The organism is Streptomyces glaucescens (assembly GCF_000761215.1).
Classification (GTDB): Bacteria; Actinomycetota; Actinomycetes; order Streptomycetales; family Streptomycetaceae; genus Streptomyces; species Streptomyces glaucescens_B.
Map to the genome: position 1 here is coordinate 3571517 of NZ_CP009438.1, position 14790 is coordinate 3586306.

The window sequence follows — 14790 nt, forward strand, 5'->3', positions numbered from 1 at the left end:
GATCCATCAGGGAGTCAGGGAGGCGCCCAGCTCAGCGCTCCCGAAACCCCCTGACCAGCCACCCCACGAGGGGGTGGCTCCGCCTCCCTCACCCAGCACCGGAAGGGATTCCGCATGTCCCCCGAGACGCCCCCTGGTACTGCCCAGCCTGCCGCCACGATGAGCGACGAGGTGGCCGCCGCCGAGGCCCGCCGGATCATCGCCGACGCCTACCGACCCACCGCCGCAACGCCCACGGCGTACCGCGACGACAGCCCGCTGCCCCACATCGGCAGCACCCCGCCCGTGGCCCAGCCGGGGCGGCCCCCGATGAGCCAGGGCGCCACCGACGCGAGCGTCTTGATGCTGTCCGGCGGAGCGGCCGTCTCCATGACCGGGCTCACTGCCGCCGTGCTCATGTACGCCTCCCACACCGCCAACCCGGTGGTGTGCGCGATCGTCTTCGGCGCTCCCACGGCGTTCCTGCTCGCCCTCGCCCGGCTGGCCAAGCGCGCCAAGCCCGCCCCGGAAATCCACCAGCACTACACCGGCCCCGTCCACCAGGACCAGCGCACCCTCCACACCACCACCCGCGGCGTGTGGGCGAAGACCAACAACCACGACGACGGGACCACCCGATGAAACGCACCTACCACTTCACCGCCACCGTCAGCGACGGCACCCACCACGTCGGCGAGTGCGCCGGCACCGTCCGCGCCACCTCCGAGGCCACCGCCCGCGAAGCAGTCGCCGAATGGGTCCGCATGAACGGCGCCGACAAGGGCCGCACCTGGCGCGCCACCCGCATCGAACTCCGCTAGCAGGAAGGAACGTCGTGTTCGAGATCCGAGCCATCTGCGACCCGCGCACCTACGTCCGACAGCAGTACGCCCACTGGGCCCAGCACCACTAGCTACGCCAAGGGCGGCCCCCGCATCTCGCCAAAGAACCGGGGCCGCCCTTGCTCATCCAGCACCATCCAAGGAACTGGAGACATCCAGCATGACCCAACCCACCGACATCCGGCGAGTGCCCGGCTCGCCGCCGACGATCCTGGCGCTGTGCGCCGGCTACGGCGGACTGGAAGCCGCGATCCGGGCCCGCATCGGCGGCCAGGTCGCCGCCTACGCCGAGAACGACCCGCACGCCGCCGCCGTGTTCAGCTACCGGCACCCCGGGGTGCCGAACCTGGGGGACATCCGCACCGTCGACTGGGACCAGGTCCGCGCCCTGTACCGGCCGGACGTGATCGGTGCCGGCTTCCCCTGCCGCAACACCTCCAACGCCGGACGAAGGGATGGCATCCATGGGCAGTGGTCGCGGGTCTGGAAAAACGTCGCTGAGGCTGTGGGCCACCTTCGACCGCGCCTCGTCTTCCTGGAAAACGTGGCGGCGCTCCGCTCGCGGGGGCTGGACGTCGTCGCCGCGGACCTGGCCGCGCACGGGTATGACGCGCGGTGGACATGCGTACGCGCTGGTGACGCCCAAGTCGGCGCCCCGCACGAACGCGACCGCTGGTTCGCAGTTGCCCATCCCGCTGATGCCGACCCCCACCAGCTCGGACGGCACTGGCGGCCCCGGCACCAGCCCGAAACGCAAGGGCGGGATGAACCTGCGCACCGCCGTCACCAAGCTGCCCCCGCCCCCGACGGAGCCGTGAGCCTGCTGCCCACGCCGGCAGCACGGGACTGGAAGTCCGGAGCATCGAACCTGCTCCAGCGCAACGCCCGCCCGCTCAACGAGGTGGCCGTGAACCTCCTCGCCGGCGTGGACACCACCCCGTCCGGGCCGGTCCCGCTGGACGAACGGTGGGTGGCCGCCGACGGCACCGACTATGGGCCCGCGATCCGCCGTTGGGAGCGCATCACCGGACGGCCGGCGCCCTGCCCGACCGAACCCGGCACGCGCGGCAACAGGCGGCTGTCGCCGCTGTTCACCGAGTGGATGATGGGCCTGCCCGAAGGATGGGTCACCGCCGTGCCCGGCATCCCCCGCAAGGAACAGCTCAAGATTCTCGGCAACGGCGCCGTACCCCGCCAGGCCCACCACGCCTACGGCTGGCTCCTCGGCAGCTCTGCGGCCATGCCGGCGAGGGAGGTGGCGGCGTGAACAACCCCCTGCTTAGCGCAGCGCTGGAGGCCGCAGAACGTGGCTGGCACGTTTTCCCTCTGCGTCCCGGCACCAAGCGCCCCGCCCTGCACGGCGCCAAGTCGTGCACCGGCACCGGGCCGTGCGCCGGCGGGCACGTGAAGTGGGAGCAGCGCGCCACCACCGACCCCGACCGCATCCGCGCCGCCTGGTCGCGGGCCCCGTACAACGTCGGCATCGCCACCGGCCCCTCCGGGCTGCTGGTCGTCGACCTGGACACGCCCGAGCACAAGGGCAGTTCGGACGCGCCTGACGGCGCGGCAACCTTCCAGGCGCTCTGCGAGCGCACCGGGCACGCCGTCCCCACCACCTACCGCACCCGGACCCCGAGCGGCGGACACCACCTGTACTTCACCGCCCCCGCCGGCCAACGGCTGCCCAGCACCGTGGAATTCCTCGCCGACTCCGTCGACACCCGCGCCTGGGGCGGATACGTCGTCGCCGCTGGCAGCACCACCCCCGCCGGGGACTACGAAGCCACAGACGGCCGTGAGGCGGCCCCTGTGCCCGGATGGCTGCAAACCACCCTCCGGCCCGCCCCCAAGCCGTCAGGGGCGCCCTCCGTGGCCGTTACGGGGCAATCCCGCCGATATGCAGATGTAGCACTCGCCAACGAGAGCACCAACGTCGCCCGCGCCCAAGTCGGCGAGCGGGAAGCGACGTTGTTCCGCGCGGCGCGCGCCCTCGGTCGGTTCGTCGCTTGGGGCGACCTCCCCCGGAGTGTGGTCGAGCAGGCTCTTCAGGAGGCAGGCGAGTCGGCCGGACTCACCGCGGCCGAGTGCCGCTCCACCCTGCGCAGCGCCCTGAACTGGTCCGTCGCCCACAACACCAGCAGGAGGAATGCGGCATGAGCGCCCCGCCCCGCCCCCTGCTGAAGAGCACCACCCTCACCCCGGCGGACCCGGACGCCGCCCGGCCGGCCGCACCCAAGACGGCCGTGGGCGAGCCGAAAGGCGCCGCCCGTCAGGGCGTCCCCTCTGCTCTTCGCTCTGACCCGCGCCAGGGAGACGGCCGCTACCCCATCGCGTGGCTGCACATCACCGCACCGCGCGGCGCCACCCCGACCGCCACCTCGCGGTGCGCGTGCGGACGCGACCGCAGCGCGATCGGCCACGGCCGGGTGCTCGCCCTCATCGACGACCACACCGCGCACCGCGACCTCTGCCCCCTGCGCAACCCCCAGGAAGGAAGGGCCGCCGCATGACCGACCCCATCGACGGCGCCGCGCTGCTGGACGAGGTGGAAGCCTTCCACCGGCGCTTCAACGTCTTCCCCACCGATGCCGCCTACGTGGCCGTGGTCCTGTGGGACGCGCACGCTCACCTGCTCGACTGCTTCGACTCCACCCCCCGCCTTGCCTTCCTGTCCCCCGAGCCGGGGTCGGGCAAGACGCGGGCGCTGGAGATCGTGGAAACACTGGTCCCGCAGCCCATGACCGCCGTGAATGCCTCCGCGGCGGCCCTGTTCCGGTCCGTCTCCAGCGGCAACGGCAAGCCCACGATCCTGTTCGACGAGATCGACACCGTCTTCGGCCCCAAGGCAGGAGACAACGAGGAACTGCGCGGGTTCCTCAACGCCGGCCACCGCCGCACCGGGGTCACCTACCGGTGCATCGGCGACGGCGGACAGCAGACCGTGCAAGCCTTCCCCTCCTACTGCGCGGTCGCCATGGGCGGTCTCGGCTCCCTGCCGGACACGATCCTGTCCCGCTCCGTCATCATCCGCATGCGCCGGCGGGCCAGGAACGAAAAGGTGGAGCCGTTCCGGGCCCGCGTCCACGAAGCCGAGGGGCACAGGCTGCGTGACCGGCTCGCCGCATGGGCGGAGCAGGCACGAGAGACGGTGCTCGGGGCATGGCCGGACATGCCGGACGGGGTGACCGACCGGCCGGCGGACGTGTGGGAGCCCCTGCTCGCCATCGCCGACGCCGCTGGCGGGCACTGGCCCGAGCGGGCCCGTCAGGCGTGCGTGACGCTCGTGACCGCATCCAAGGCCAACGACAAAGGAAGCCTCGGAGTCCGCCTGCTCACCGACCTGCGCGACCACGTCATGTGCGGCATCGATCGCCTGCCCACCATCGCCATCCTCGACCGGCTCAATGCCCTCGACGACGCCCCGTGGGCCGACCTGAACGGCAAGCCGCTCGACAACCGGCGCCTGTCGCGGATGCTCGCGGAGTACATGACGGCCGACAACGAGCCCATCACCTCCCGCAACATCAAGACCGCCGGGAGCGTCCTCAAGGGCTACTACGCCGCCGATCTCCACGACGCGTGGCAGCGCTACTGCCCCCCACCCCCCGAAAGTCCGCTACCTCCGCTACCCGGCACCGAAAACGCCGCCTGACCAGCCATAACGCGGTAGCGGCAACCGGCCCTGGTTGCCGCTACCGCTCCGCTACCCATCCGCTACCGCTACCCCTTCCCGCTACCTCCAACAGGCCCCTGACCTGCGAGGTAGCGGCGGTAGCGGAAGTAGCGGACTTCTCAGAGGGGGGCCGAGGACGCCCCCGCATTCCAGGAGGTTCGTCGTGCGCACCGCCATGCCCGCAGCCCCCGAAGCCCTCACCGTCCCGGAAGTGATGACCGCCCTGCGGCTGAGCCGCAGCAAGGTCTACGACCTCATGCGATCCCGTCAATTGGCGAGCTTCACCGTCGGGCGTTCGCGACGCATCGCCCCCGACAGCCTGCGCGCCTTCATCCAGGCACAGATCGAGGAGAACGCAGCCTGATGGCACCCCGTAAGAGGAATCCGAACGGCGCCGGCAGCATCTGGCAGCGCAAGGACGGGCGCTTCGAAGCGCGCGTCTACGTTCCGCAGCCTGACGGCACCCGCAAGCGTAAGACGGTTTACGGCGCCACCTGGGAGGAGTGCGACGAGAAACGGCAGGAGCTGGTGCGTCGCGATCGGCAGGGCATTCCCACGCCGTCGCGGTCGGCCAAGCTCTCCGAGTGGCTGCCGTACTGGCTGGAGACGTACATCAAGCCGCCGAACCGAAAGCGGACGACGTACGTGAAGTACGAGATGCATGTCCGGCTGTACCTTGTGCCCCTGCTGGGGAGTCGGCGGCTGGAGTCGCTGACCACCGCGAACGTCCGTCAGATGATCGCCAAGGTGACCGCGCAGGCGTCGGCCGCGACCGCGAAGGAGTCGCACCGCGTATTGCGTACCGCCCTCACGGCCGCGTGCCGTGAGGAACTGATCAGCCGCAACGTCGTCCAGTTGGTGCCGCCGCCCCGAGTCGAGTCGCGTGAGCTGCGTCCGTGGACGCTGGACGAGACCCTGACCTTCCTGGAGGCCGCGCGGGCGGACGGACTCTACGCAGCGTTCGTCCTGGCTGTAGCTCTCGGCCTCCGTCGGGGCGAGATCCTCGGGTTGCAGTGGAAGGACGTCGATCTTGACCGGCGCACGCTCACGGTGAGGACGACGCTGAACCGGGGTGGCAAGGAGCTGTACCTGGACACGACGAAGAACCGGCGGGCGCGGGTGGTTCCGATTCCGTTGATGTGCGTGGCACCGCTCCGATGGCAGCGCCTGCGGCAGGCGGCGCGGCGGGAAGCGGCCGGCGCGGAGTGGCATGAGAGTGACCACGTCTTCACGACACGCAGCGGTCGACCCATCGAGCCGCGGAACCTCTACCGATCGTTCCTGCGGATCTCTGAGGATGCCGGTCTACCGAAGGTGCGCCTGCACGACACCCGGCACGGATGCGCGTCGCTGCTCTTTGCGGCCGGTGTCGCACCGCGCACGGTGATGGAGATCCTGGGGCACTCGCAGATCGCGGTGACGATGAACGTATACACCCACGTCAGCGACGACCACCGTCGGGAAGCCATGGGCCACATGGACCGCCTGCTCAAACGGCGCCGCTGAGGGGACTGCCGTCAAGAACTACCGTCAACGCCCCCGCAAACCAAGATCGCGGGGGCGTTGTCCCTGGTAGGGATGGAGCCCCCTGTCGGACTCGAACCGACGACCTTCGCTTTACAAGAGCGGTGCTCTACCAGCTGAGCTAAGGAGGCACGCGCGCGTGGAGCACATCGCGCCCGAGCAGTGTACCCAGGCCGGTGCCCCGCCCCGTCGAAAGTTTCCGCGAAGTTCACAGCCGTCCGGCTACTGACAGAACAGGTGAACGGCAGGTACCGTCTCGATCCAGTTCGCCCGGTCACCCGGGTGGACCAGACCACCACCTTCCTACAACGGATCGTCCGGCACGTTCCTGCCGGTAGAAGGGGGCCCATTCACCATGGCCACTGTCACGTTCGACAAGGCGACCCGGATCTACCCGGGTTCCGACAAGCCCGCCGTCGACGCCCTCGACATCGAGATCGCGGACGGTGAGTTCCTCGTCCTGGTCGGCCCGTCCGGCTGCGGCAAGTCCACCTCCCTGCGCATGCTCGCCGGGCTCGAGGACGTCAACGGCGGCGCCATCCGCATCGGCGACCGCGACGTCACCCACCTGCCGCCCAAGGACCGGGACATCGCCATGGTGTTCCAGAACTACGCCCTCTACCCGCACATGACGGTCGCCGACAACATGGGCTTCGCGCTCAAGATCGCCGGCGTCAACAAGGCGGAGATCCGGCAGAAGGTCGAGGAGGCCGCGAAGATCCTCGACCTGACCGAGTACCTGGACCGCAAGCCGAAGGCGCTCTCCGGCGGTCAGCGCCAGCGCGTCGCCATGGGCCGGGCCATCGTGCGTGAGCCGCAGGTCTTCCTCATGGACGAGCCGCTGTCGAACCTCGACGCCAAGCTCCGCGTGTCGACCCGTACGCAGATCGCCTCGCTCCAGCGCCGCCTCGGCATCACCACCGTCTACGTCACCCACGACCAGGTCGAGGCCCTGACGATGGGCGACCGCGTGGCGGTCCTCAAGGACGGTCTGCTCCAGCAGGTGGACAGCCCGCGCAAGATGTACGACAAGCCCGCCAACCTCTTCGTCGCCGGCTTCATCGGCTCCCCGGCCATGAACCTGATCGAGGTCCCGGTCACCGACGGCGGTGTGAAGTTCGGCAACTCGGTGGTGCCGGTGCAGCGCGACGCGCTCTCCGCGACCAGCGACAAGACCGTCACGGTCGGCGTCCGCCCGGAGCACTTCGACGTGGCCGGCCCCGACTCCGACCTCGGTGTCGCGGTCACCGTCAACGTCGTGGAGGAGCTGGGCTCCGACGCGTTCGTCTACGGCACCGCCAGCCTCGGCGGCGAGTCCAAGGACCTCGTGGTCCGCGTCGGCGGCCGTGAGGTCCCGGAGAAGGGCAGCACGCTGCACGTCGTCCCGCGGGCCGGTGAGACGCACGTCTTCTCGACGTCGACCGGTGTGCGCCTGTCCGACTGAGCGGCACGGATCCGGGTGATTCACCCACGTTGACGAAGAGGGGCCCCGCGGACCACCGCGGGGCCCCTCTCGTTGCCGGCGGCCACCCCGGCACACCGGCGCATTTCGAGCAGCGTACGTCAACACACCACCCTCGATCCGGCAACTCCCATCCCCCGAACCGGTGACCAAATGTCGCCAAATCATTACCGGGCGCTACCCTCACGAGCGTGAAGCACTCCACCACCCCACAGACGCGACGCGGCCGGGGCCCCGCCCGCCGGATCGGCCGCTCCCTCGCCCTCGTCCTGCCCGTCGTCCTGGTGCTCTCCGGGACCCTCGCGGTGACGCACGTCAACTGGTCGGGGAGCCCCGCGAGCTCGGTGCTCGCCGCCTCGGACGTCTCGGCCGCCGGCGCCTCCACGCGCGCGGACCGCAAGGCCGCCCACGAGGTGCTGCGCGACCGGCTCCTGACCGAGCTGCAGCGCGAGGACCCGGGCGTCGCCCTCACCCACCTCCAGCAGGCCGTGGACGAGCGCCCCTCGCTCGCCCGGCACTGCGTCTCCATCGCCCGCGCCCTCGGGCAGGCCGCGGTCGCCGCGTACGGTCCGACGCGCGCCCAGTCCTACGCCCGCCCGGTCTGCGACACGTCCTTCGCCTCGGGCGTCCTGGCGGCGAACGGGTGACCCTCCCACCGTCCCCGGGGAGGTGAACCCGACCCGGGGACGAGGGGCCGCACCGGGGTGCGGCTCCACCGCGGGGCGCGGGCGGCCGCAGCCCGGGTCAGTCGGCGCCCGGCTCGCGCGCCGCGCGTACAGTGCCACGCATGACTGATCCGACCGCCGACCTCCGCCCCGTCCAAGCCGTCATCCTGGCCGGCGGCCAGGGCTCCCGGCTGCGCCCCTACACCGACGACCGGCCCAAGCCGATGGTCGAGATCCCCGGGACGGGGACGCCGATCATCGGTCATCAGCTCGCCTGGCTCGCCGAGGAGGGCGTGACCGACGTGGTGGTCAGCTGCGGCCACCTCGCCGATGTCCTCAAGGACTGGCTGGACTCGGCCGACCTCCCGGTGTCCGTGACCACCGTCGTGGAGGAGGAGCCGCTCGGCCGCGGTGGCGGCCTGCGGTTCGCCGCCGCTCATCTCCCCCGTCCGGACCGCCCCTGGTACGCCACCAACGGCGACATCTGGACCCGCTTCTCGCTGCGCGAGATGGCCGACTTCCACACCGAGCGGGACGCCGTGGCGACCCTCGCGCTGGCCCGGCCGCGCATCCCCTGGGGCGCCGTCCGCACCGACGGCTTCGGTCACATCACGGACTTCATCGAGTCCCCGCCGTCGACGTTCGAGATCAACGCGGGCGTCTACGTCTTCTCCCCCGAGTTCGCCGCCATGCTCCCCGCGCGCGGCGACCACGAGCGCACCACGTTCCCGCATCTGGCCCGGGCGCGCCGGCTGGCCGGTTTCTCGATCCCGCACGGCGCGTACTGGCGGGCCATCGACACGGCGAAGGACCTGACGGAGGCGGCGAAGGAACTGGCGGCCCTGGGCCGCTGAACCCCCCCGGACGGTTCCGCAGGACGCCATGGCGAACGGGGCCCCGCGCGATGCTGCGCGGGGCCCCGTTCGCCGTACGGCCGTCCGGCGGGATGTCCGGGCCGGCTACCCGAGCAGGCCGCCCACCAGGCCGGGCTGGCCGCCGGAGGAGGTGTCGCCGCTCCCGCCGCCGCTGCCGCCGCCGTCGCCGCTCGTGCCCGGCGCGCCCGTGCCGCCGCCGGTGGCGGTGCCGCCGCCGGAGGTCGGTCCGGCCGTGGCGCTGGGTGCCTGCTGCTCCGGTACGGACTGCTGCGGCGGCGCCTGTCCCGTCGTGCCCTGCGTCTGGCTGGGCGCCCCGGTGGTGGCGCCCTGGGTGGCGCCCGGCGTGGTCGCGGCGCCCGCGGTGGGCGCGGCCGAGGTGGCGTCCTGGGTGGGCGGGGAGGCGGTGGCGGACGGGCTGGTGTCGGCCCGCCGCTCGCCGGGCTCCTGGGGCAGCGGGGAGCCGGGCAGCTCGTTGCGCGGCGGCTCGCCGGGGCCGGGCACGACCACCCGGTCGGCGTCCCGGACGGCACCGCCGAGGAGCGAGCCGACCAGCAGGGTGAGGCCGACGACGACGGCGGTGACGAGGGCGCCGCGGCGCAGCACGTACCACCGCAGGTCCCAGATGTCGGCGCGCGGGCCGAGGCGGCGCCAGGCGAGGCCCGCGAGCCGCCCGTCGACCGAGTACACCGGCGCGCCGGCGATGACCAGCGGCGACCAGGCCGCGAGGTAGATGATGTCGGGCGCGTCGTAGGCGGGGACGCTCTTCCAGCTCACGGTGACGAGCAGCGCCGCCGACAGCAGCGCGCCGCCGACCGCGGCGACCCGCTGCCAGCAGCCGAAGACCGTCAGTACGCCGACCAGCACCTGGGCGAAGGCGATGACGAGCCCGGAGCCGACGGGGTGTTCCAGCGCGAACTGGCGCAGCGGCTCGGCGACTTCCCAGGGGTGCAGGGTGTTGAGCCACGTGACCATGGAGCCGCGTCTGCCGCCGTCGAAGTAGACGGGGTCGCAGAGCTTGCCCATGCCGGCGTAGATGGAGATGAAGCCGAGGAAGACCCGCAGCGGGAGGAGGACGACCCCGAGGTGCATCCGCCGGCCGGGGTAGTAGGCGTGCCGCGCGGGGTCGTCGGCCTGCCGCCGGGAGCGGGTCCCGGGGTCGGCCGTCCCCTCGGGCTCCGGGCCGTCGTCGTAGCGCTCGTCGTCGTGGGCGGGGTGGTCGTAGGCGCCCTCGAGGGTCCGCATCCGCGGCAGCAGCCGGGTGCCGTCGCGGGGGGTGCGCTGGGCGCCGATGACGGGTGTCTCGACGGTCTGGTCGAGGTGGCCGTCGTGGCCTTCCGCGTGGTCGCCGCTCCCGGTGTGGCCGCCCGCGCCGGGCCCGACGCGGGGGATGACCCGGGTGGCTCCGGGGTCGCCGGCCGTGGGCTCCCCGGCCTGCTGGGCGCCCGCACCGCGCACGGCCTGGAGCAGGCGGTGGGCGCCGGTGTCGTCGGGGGCGGACCTGCCGCTCCAGACCACCGGGCGGCGGCGGGCGCCGGCCGGGGCGGCTCTGCCCGCCGCCGCGGTCACGACGGGGTGGCGGGCGGTTGCCTCGGCGGCGCTCAGGTGCCGCGCGATCCGCGGCGACTGCGCGGGTCGCGAGGAGGCGCCCAGCTGCACGCGGAAACTCGCGTGATTGACGATGACCTGCGCCGGATCGCTCGGCACCTTCACCATGCTCAGCGCGGGAGCGTCGTCGAAGCCCGACGAGCGGTCCCCCGTGGGTGTGCGGGGTGTTCTGGTGTCCACACTCATCTAACCGAGTGACGTGTGGTTAGGACACTGCCTTGACCCGCCGGATCTGTCCGGACCGCGTCAAGCGCGCCCGGACAGCGCCCGTCGTCTCGTACGGAGGACCCGGCCGCGCACCCGTTCGGTTCGGTCAGGCGCGCCGGCGCGCCGTCTCGTACAGCACGATGCCCGCGGCCACACCGGCGTTCAGCGACTCCGCGCCACCCGGCATCGGGATCCGCACCCGGAAGTCACAGGTCTCGCCGACCAGCCGGGACAGGCCCTTGCCCTCGCTGCCGACCACGATCGCGACCGGGCCCTCCAGGGCCTCCAGCTCGCCGAGTTCGACCTCGCCGTCGGCGGCGAGCCCGACCACCACGACGCCGGCCTTCTTGTACTGCTCCAGCGTGCGGGTCAGGTTGGTGGCCCGGGCGACCGGCGTACGGGCGGCGGTGCCGGCGGAGGTCTTCCAGGCGCCCGCGGTCATGCCGGCCGCGCGCCGCTCGGGCACCACCACGCCGTGCCCGCCGAACGCGGAGACGGAGCGCACCACGGCGCCCAGGTTGCGCGGGTCGGTCACTCCGTCCAGGGCGACGATCAGCGCGTCCTCGCCGTCCTCGGCGGCGGCGTCGAGCAGGTCCTCGGGGTGCGCGTACTCGTACGGCGGCACCTGGAGGACCAGGCCCTGGTGGTTGAGCCCGTTGGTCATCCGGTCCAGCTCGGGGCGCGGCGCCTCCATGAGGTTGATGTTGCCGCGCTCGGCGGCGAGCTGGAGCGCCTCGCGGACCCGCTCGTCGTTGTCGATGAACTGCTGGACGTAGAGCGTGGTGGCGGGCACGCCCTCGCGCAGCGCCTCGAACACCGGGTTGCGCCCGACGACCAGCTCGGAGGCGGACTTGCCGCCCCGGCCGCGGGCCGCGGGCCGGCGGGCGGCCTGCTTCGCCTTGGCGGTGGCGAGACGGTTCTTCTTGTGTCCCTTGCGCATCTCGGCCGGGGGCGTGGGCCCCTTGCCCTCCAGGCCCCGGCGCCGCTGGCCGCCACTGCCGACCTGCGCGCCCTTCTTGCCGGACATGCGACGGTTGTTCGCGGCCATGACCTACCTGTCTTCGTGTCTTCCAGTCGCTGAGGTCCTCAGGACTGCGTGCGTACGTCTTGCGGTGTGCCGTCCGGAGCCCCGGGCGGCACGGTCGATCCGGCGGGGCTCAGCGGGCGCCGAGGCTCCACCGCGGCCCCTGCGGGCCGTCCTCGATGGCCAGCCCGGACTGCTTGAGCCGGTCGCGGATGGCGTCGGCGGTCGCCCAGTCCTTGCGGGCCCGGGCCGCCTCGCGCTGGTCCAGCACCAGGCGCACCAGGCTGTCCACCACGCCGTGCAGGTCCTCGCCCCGCTCGCTCTCGCCGGCCCACTGCGCGTCCAGCGGGTCGAGGCCGAGGACCCCGAGCATCGCCCGCACCTCGGCGAGGCGGGCCACCGCGGCGTCCTTGTCGTCGGCCGCCAGGGCGGAGTTGCCCTGCCGGACCGTGGTGTGCACGACGGCGAGCGCCTGCGGCACGCCCAGGTCGTCGTCCATCGCCTCGGCGAAGGCGGGCGGCACCTCGGCGGACGGCTCGACCGGCCCGCCGGACAGCTCGACCACGCGCTGCACGAAGCCCTCGATCCGCGCGAACGCGGCCTCGGCCTCCCGCAGCGCCTCCTCGCTGTACTCGATCATCGAGCGGTAGTGCGGGGTGCCCAGGTAGTAGCGCAGCACGACGGGGCGCCACTTCTTGACCATCTCGGAGACCAGCACCGAGTTGCCGAGCGACTTGGACATCTTCTCGCCGCTCATGGTGACCCAGGCGTTGTGCACCCAGTACCGGGCGAACTCGTCGCCGTAGGCCTGGGCCTGGGCGATCTCGTTCTCGTGGTGCGGGAAGATCAGGTCGAGGCCGCCGCCGTGGATGTCGAAGACGCTGCCCAGGTACTTGTGCGCCATCGCGGAGCACTCCAGGTGCCAGCCGGGACGGCCCCGGCCCCACGGAGTCTCCCAGCTCGGCTCGCCGGGCTTGGCCGCCTTCCACATGGCGAAGTCCCGTGGGTCGCGCTTGCCGGTCTCACCGTCGCCGGAGGGCTGGAGCAGGTTCTCCAGCTCCTGGTTGGAGAGCTGGAGGTAGCCGGGGAAGGACTTCACGTCGAAGTAGACGTTGCCGTCGGCCTCGTAGGCGTGCCCGCGCTCGATGAGCCCGCGCATCATCTCGACCATCTCGGTCACGTGCCCGGTGGCGCGCGGCTCGTAGGTGGGCGGCAGGCAGCCGAGCGCGCGGTAACCGTCGTCGAACGCGCGCTCGTTCTCGTACCCGATCGCCCACCAGGGGCGGCCCTGGTCCGCCGCCTTGGTGATGATCTTGTCGTCGATGTCGGTGACGTTGCGGATGAACGTGACCTCGTAGCCCCGGTACGCGAACCACCGGCGCATGATGTCGAAGTTCAGCCCCGAGCGGATGTGCCCGATGTGCGGCGCGGCCTGCACGGTGGCGCCACAGAGGTAGATCGAGACACAGCCCGGCTGGAGCGGGGTGAAGTCACGGATCTGCCGGGCGCTGGTGTCGTACAGGCGAATAGTCACCACTCCAGGGTAGTGGTCGTGGCGCACTGCCTTGGACGGCTGTGGACAACCGCGGCGGCGGGCACCACGGGAGGGTGACGCGGTGCCGCCGGGCGGCGTCAGCCCGCCGCCCGCACCACCAGCGCCGTCGCCACCGCCAGCAGGCCCTCGTCCCGGCCGGGGAAGCCGAGTCCGTCCGTCGTCGCGCCGGACACCGACACCGGCGCGCCGACCGCGTCGGAGAGGATCCGCTGCGCCTCGTCCCGCCGCTTGCCGATCTTCGGGCGCGGTCCGACCACCTGCACCGCGACGTTCCCGATCCGGAAGCCCGCCTCCCGCACGATCCGCGCGGCCTCCGTCAGGAGCGTGATCCCCGACGCCCCGGACCACTCCGGGCGCCCGGTGCCGAAGTGCTGCCCGAGGTCACCGAGCCCGGCCGCGGAGAACAACGCGTTGCAGGCGGCGTGCGCGACCACGTCCGCGTCGGAGTGCCCGGCCAGTCCAGGCCCCTCGCCCTCCCACTTCAGTCCGGCGCACCACAGCTCCCGGCCCTCTTCGAAGGCGTGGATGTCGGTGCCGATGCCGACCTGGGGCAGCGGCGTACCGACGGGCGCCTCAGAAGCCATCGTTGAGCCTCCTGCGGGCGAGTACCGCCTCCGCGAGGACGAGGTCCAGGGGGCGCGTCACCTTGAACGCCTCCTCGTGCCCGGGGACGACCACGACCGTCTCGCCGAGCCGCTCCACCATGCTCGCGTCGTCGGTGACGTCCTCGGTGACCGTCTCGTGGGCCCGCGCCAGGACCGCCCGGGCGAAGCCCTGGGGGGTCTGCACGGCGCGCAGCCGCGCGCGCGAGGGGGTGGCCAGCACCGGCTCCGGCTCCCCGGGGGCCGCCGCGGGCTCGACCTCCTTCACGGTGTCGGCGAGCGGCAGCGCCGGCACCACGGCCGCCGCGCCGGCCCGGACCGCGTCGATCACGGCGTCCACGGTGTCCACCGGCACCAGGGGGCGCGCCGCGTCGTGCACCAGCACGATGTCGTGCCCGGCCGGCACGGCCTCCAGGCCCAGCCGTACGGACTCCTGGCGGGTCGCGCCGCCCGGGACGACGACGAAGTCGGTCCGCTCGGGCAGCACGTGCGCGTCGAGCAGCGACCTGACCTCGGCGGCCCCGTCGGGCGGTGCCACGACCACCACGAGGGACACCGCGCGGGAGGCGGCCATCGCGCGCACCGCGTGGACCAGCATGGGAGTGCCGTTCAGCGCGCGAAGCGCCTTGGGGGCGCCCGGGCCGAGGCGTACGCCCCGTCCGGCGGCCGGGATCACGGCGGCGACGGAGGCCGCGCCCGGCGAAGGTCGCGAAACGTCAGACATCGTTTCCTGTCAGGTTTGTGTGCTCGGCCTGGTTGGGTATGGCCCTGGGGGTA

16 protein-coding genes and 1 tRNA gene are annotated in these 14790 nt (G+C 72.4%); 11 read left to right on the forward strand and 6 right to left on the reverse strand.

What is annotated here, in order from left to right:
* Positions 1–114: 114 nt before the first annotated feature.
* The 8 genes from SGLAU_RS15390 (at position 115) to SGLAU_RS15425 (ending at position 6000) form a co-directional block, all read left to right on the forward strand.
* Positions 115–621 carry a hypothetical protein gene (locus tag SGLAU_RS15390; protein WP_043501988.1) on the forward strand — a complete coding sequence of 169 codons (507 nt, stop codon included), beginning with the start codon at positions 115–117 and terminating at the stop codon, positions 619–621.
* Positions 618–800, forward strand: a complete 183-nt coding sequence (locus tag SGLAU_RS15395) for a hypothetical protein (RefSeq protein ID WP_043501989.1) — start codon at positions 618–620, stop codon at positions 798–800. The genes SGLAU_RS15390 and SGLAU_RS15395 overlap by 4 nt, the downstream gene beginning before the upstream one ends.
* 181 nt (positions 801–981) lie before the next feature.
* Positions 982–2088: a DNA cytosine methyltransferase gene (locus tag SGLAU_RS15400; protein ID WP_052413768.1), complete on the forward strand. Its 1107-nt coding sequence runs from the start codon at positions 982–984 to the stop codon at positions 2086–2088.
* Positions 2085–2978 carry a bifunctional DNA primase/polymerase gene (locus SGLAU_RS15405; RefSeq protein ID WP_043501991.1) on the forward strand — a complete coding sequence of 298 codons (894 nt, stop codon included), beginning with the start codon at positions 2085–2087 and terminating at the stop codon, positions 2976–2978. The genes SGLAU_RS15400 and SGLAU_RS15405 overlap by 4 nt, the downstream gene beginning before the upstream one ends.
* Positions 2975–3331 carry a hypothetical protein gene (locus SGLAU_RS36250; protein ID WP_043501992.1) on the forward strand — a complete coding sequence of 119 codons (357 nt, stop codon included), beginning with the start codon at positions 2975–2977 and terminating at the stop codon, positions 3329–3331. The genes SGLAU_RS15405 and SGLAU_RS36250 overlap by 4 nt, the downstream gene beginning before the upstream one ends.
* Complete coding sequence (locus SGLAU_RS15415) at positions 3328–4473, forward strand: DUF3631 domain-containing protein (protein WP_043501994.1); 1146 nt, start codon at positions 3328–3330, stop codon at positions 4471–4473. Before SGLAU_RS36250 ends, SGLAU_RS15415 begins: the two co-directional genes overlap by 4 nt.
* Before the next feature lie 184 nt (positions 4474–4657).
* Entirely contained in the window at positions 4658–4858 is a 201-nt protein-coding gene (locus SGLAU_RS15420) for a helix-turn-helix domain-containing protein (RefSeq protein WP_043501996.1), read from the forward strand.
* Positions 4858–6000, forward strand: coding sequence for a tyrosine-type recombinase/integrase (locus SGLAU_RS15425; RefSeq protein ID WP_043501998.1), 1143 nt, complete (start codon positions 4858–4860; stop codon positions 5998–6000). The genes SGLAU_RS15420 and SGLAU_RS15425 overlap by 1 nt, the downstream gene beginning before the upstream one ends.
* 73 nt (positions 6001–6073) lie before the next feature.
* On the opposite strand, the gene SGLAU_RS15430 is transcribed toward SGLAU_RS15425, so the two are convergent.
* Positions 6074–6149: transfer RNA gene (locus SGLAU_RS15430), tRNA-Thr, on the reverse strand.
* A gap of 224 nt (positions 6150–6373) precedes the next feature.
* Between SGLAU_RS15430 and SGLAU_RS15435 the strand changes: the two genes are divergently transcribed.
* The 3 genes from SGLAU_RS15435 to SGLAU_RS15445 all read left to right on the forward strand — a co-directional run bounded on the left by SGLAU_RS15435 (position 6374) and on the right by SGLAU_RS15445 (position 8999).
* Complete coding sequence (locus SGLAU_RS15435) at positions 6374–7462, forward strand: ABC transporter ATP-binding protein (RefSeq protein WP_043502000.1); 1089 nt, start codon at positions 6374–6376, stop codon at positions 7460–7462.
* 209 nt (positions 7463–7671) lie between these two features.
* Positions 7672–8127 (forward strand): hypothetical protein, encoded by a 456-nt coding sequence (locus SGLAU_RS15440; RefSeq protein ID WP_043502001.1) that lies wholly within the window; start codon positions 7672–7674, stop codon positions 8125–8127.
* Positions 8128–8267: 140 nt separating this feature from the next.
* Positions 8268–8999 carry a nucleotidyltransferase family protein gene (locus SGLAU_RS15445; protein ID WP_043502002.1) on the forward strand — a complete coding sequence of 244 codons (732 nt, stop codon included), beginning with the start codon at positions 8268–8270 and terminating at the stop codon, positions 8997–8999.
* Between the two features lie 105 nt (positions 9000–9104).
* Here SGLAU_RS15445 and SGLAU_RS15450 read toward each other — a convergent pair whose 3' ends face one another.
* From SGLAU_RS15450 to ispD, 5 genes are all read right to left on the reverse strand, one after another.
* A complete protein-coding gene (locus tag SGLAU_RS15450) occupies positions 9105–10811 on the reverse strand; it encodes a DoxX family protein (RefSeq protein ID WP_078957731.1) in 1707 nt (568 codons plus the stop codon).
* Positions 10812–10938: 127 nt separating this feature from the next.
* Positions 10939–11880 (reverse strand): 23S rRNA (guanosine(2251)-2'-O)-methyltransferase RlmB, encoded by a 942-nt coding sequence (rlmB, locus tag SGLAU_RS15455; RefSeq protein WP_043502006.1) that lies wholly within the window; start codon positions 11878–11880, stop codon positions 10939–10941.
* Positions 11881–11989: 109 nt separating this feature from the next.
* Complete coding sequence (cysS, locus tag SGLAU_RS15460; RefSeq protein ID WP_043506649.1) at positions 11990–13390, reverse strand: cysteine--tRNA ligase; 1401 nt, start codon at positions 13388–13390, stop codon at positions 11990–11992.
* 98 nt (positions 13391–13488) lie between these two features.
* The gene (ispF, locus tag SGLAU_RS15465) at positions 13489–13995 is read right to left on the reverse strand and encodes a 2-C-methyl-D-erythritol 2,4-cyclodiphosphate synthase (RefSeq protein ID WP_043502007.1); all 507 of its coding nucleotides are present in this window, start codon (positions 13993–13995) and stop codon (positions 13489–13491) included.
* Positions 13985–14737: a 2-C-methyl-D-erythritol 4-phosphate cytidylyltransferase gene (gene ispD, locus SGLAU_RS15470; RefSeq protein ID WP_043502009.1), complete on the reverse strand. Its 753-nt coding sequence runs from the start codon at positions 14735–14737 to the stop codon at positions 13985–13987. Before ispD ends, ispF begins: the two co-directional genes overlap by 11 nt.
* Positions 14738–14790 lie beyond the last annotated feature (53 nt).

Excerpts from the sequence above, each read along its gene's own strand:
- SGLAU_RS15445 (WP_043502002.1), top strand. The coding sequence starts at position 8,268 with ATGACTGATCCGACCGCCGACCTCCGCCCCGTCCAAGCCGTCATCCTG.
- SGLAU_RS15425 (WP_043501998.1), top strand. The coding sequence starts at position 4,858 with ATGGCACCCCGTAAGAGGAATCCGAACGGCGCCGGCAGCATCTGGCAG.
- SGLAU_RS15450 (WP_078957731.1), bottom strand. The coding sequence starts at position 10,811 with ATGAGTGTGGACACCAGAACACCCCGCACACCCACGGGGGACCGCTCG.
- rlmB (WP_043502006.1), bottom strand. The coding sequence starts at position 11,880 with ATGGCCGCGAACAACCGTCGCATGTCCGGCAAGAAGGGCGCGCAGGTC.
- SGLAU_RS15415 (WP_043501994.1), top strand. The coding sequence starts at position 3,328 with ATGACCGACCCCATCGACGGCGCCGCGCTGCTGGACGAGGTGGAAGCC.
- ispD (WP_043502009.1), bottom strand. The coding sequence starts at position 14,737 with ATGTCTGACGTTTCGCGACCTTCGCCGGGCGCGGCCTCCGTCGCCGCC.
- SGLAU_RS15435 (WP_043502000.1), top strand. The coding sequence starts at position 6,374 with ATGGCCACTGTCACGTTCGACAAGGCGACCCGGATCTACCCGGGTTCC.
- ispF (WP_043502007.1), bottom strand. The coding sequence starts at position 13,995 with ATGGCTTCTGAGGCGCCCGTCGGTACGCCGCTGCCCCAGGTCGGCATC.
- SGLAU_RS15400 (WP_052413768.1), top strand. The coding sequence starts at position 982 with ATGACCCAACCCACCGACATCCGGCGAGTGCCCGGCTCGCCGCCGACG.
- SGLAU_RS15390 (WP_043501988.1), top strand. The coding sequence starts at position 115 with ATGTCCCCCGAGACGCCCCCTGGTACTGCCCAGCCTGCCGCCACGATG.
- SGLAU_RS15395 (WP_043501989.1), top strand. The coding sequence starts at position 618 with ATGAAACGCACCTACCACTTCACCGCCACCGTCAGCGACGGCACCCAC.
- SGLAU_RS36250 (WP_043501992.1), top strand. The coding sequence starts at position 2,975 with ATGAGCGCCCCGCCCCGCCCCCTGCTGAAGAGCACCACCCTCACCCCG.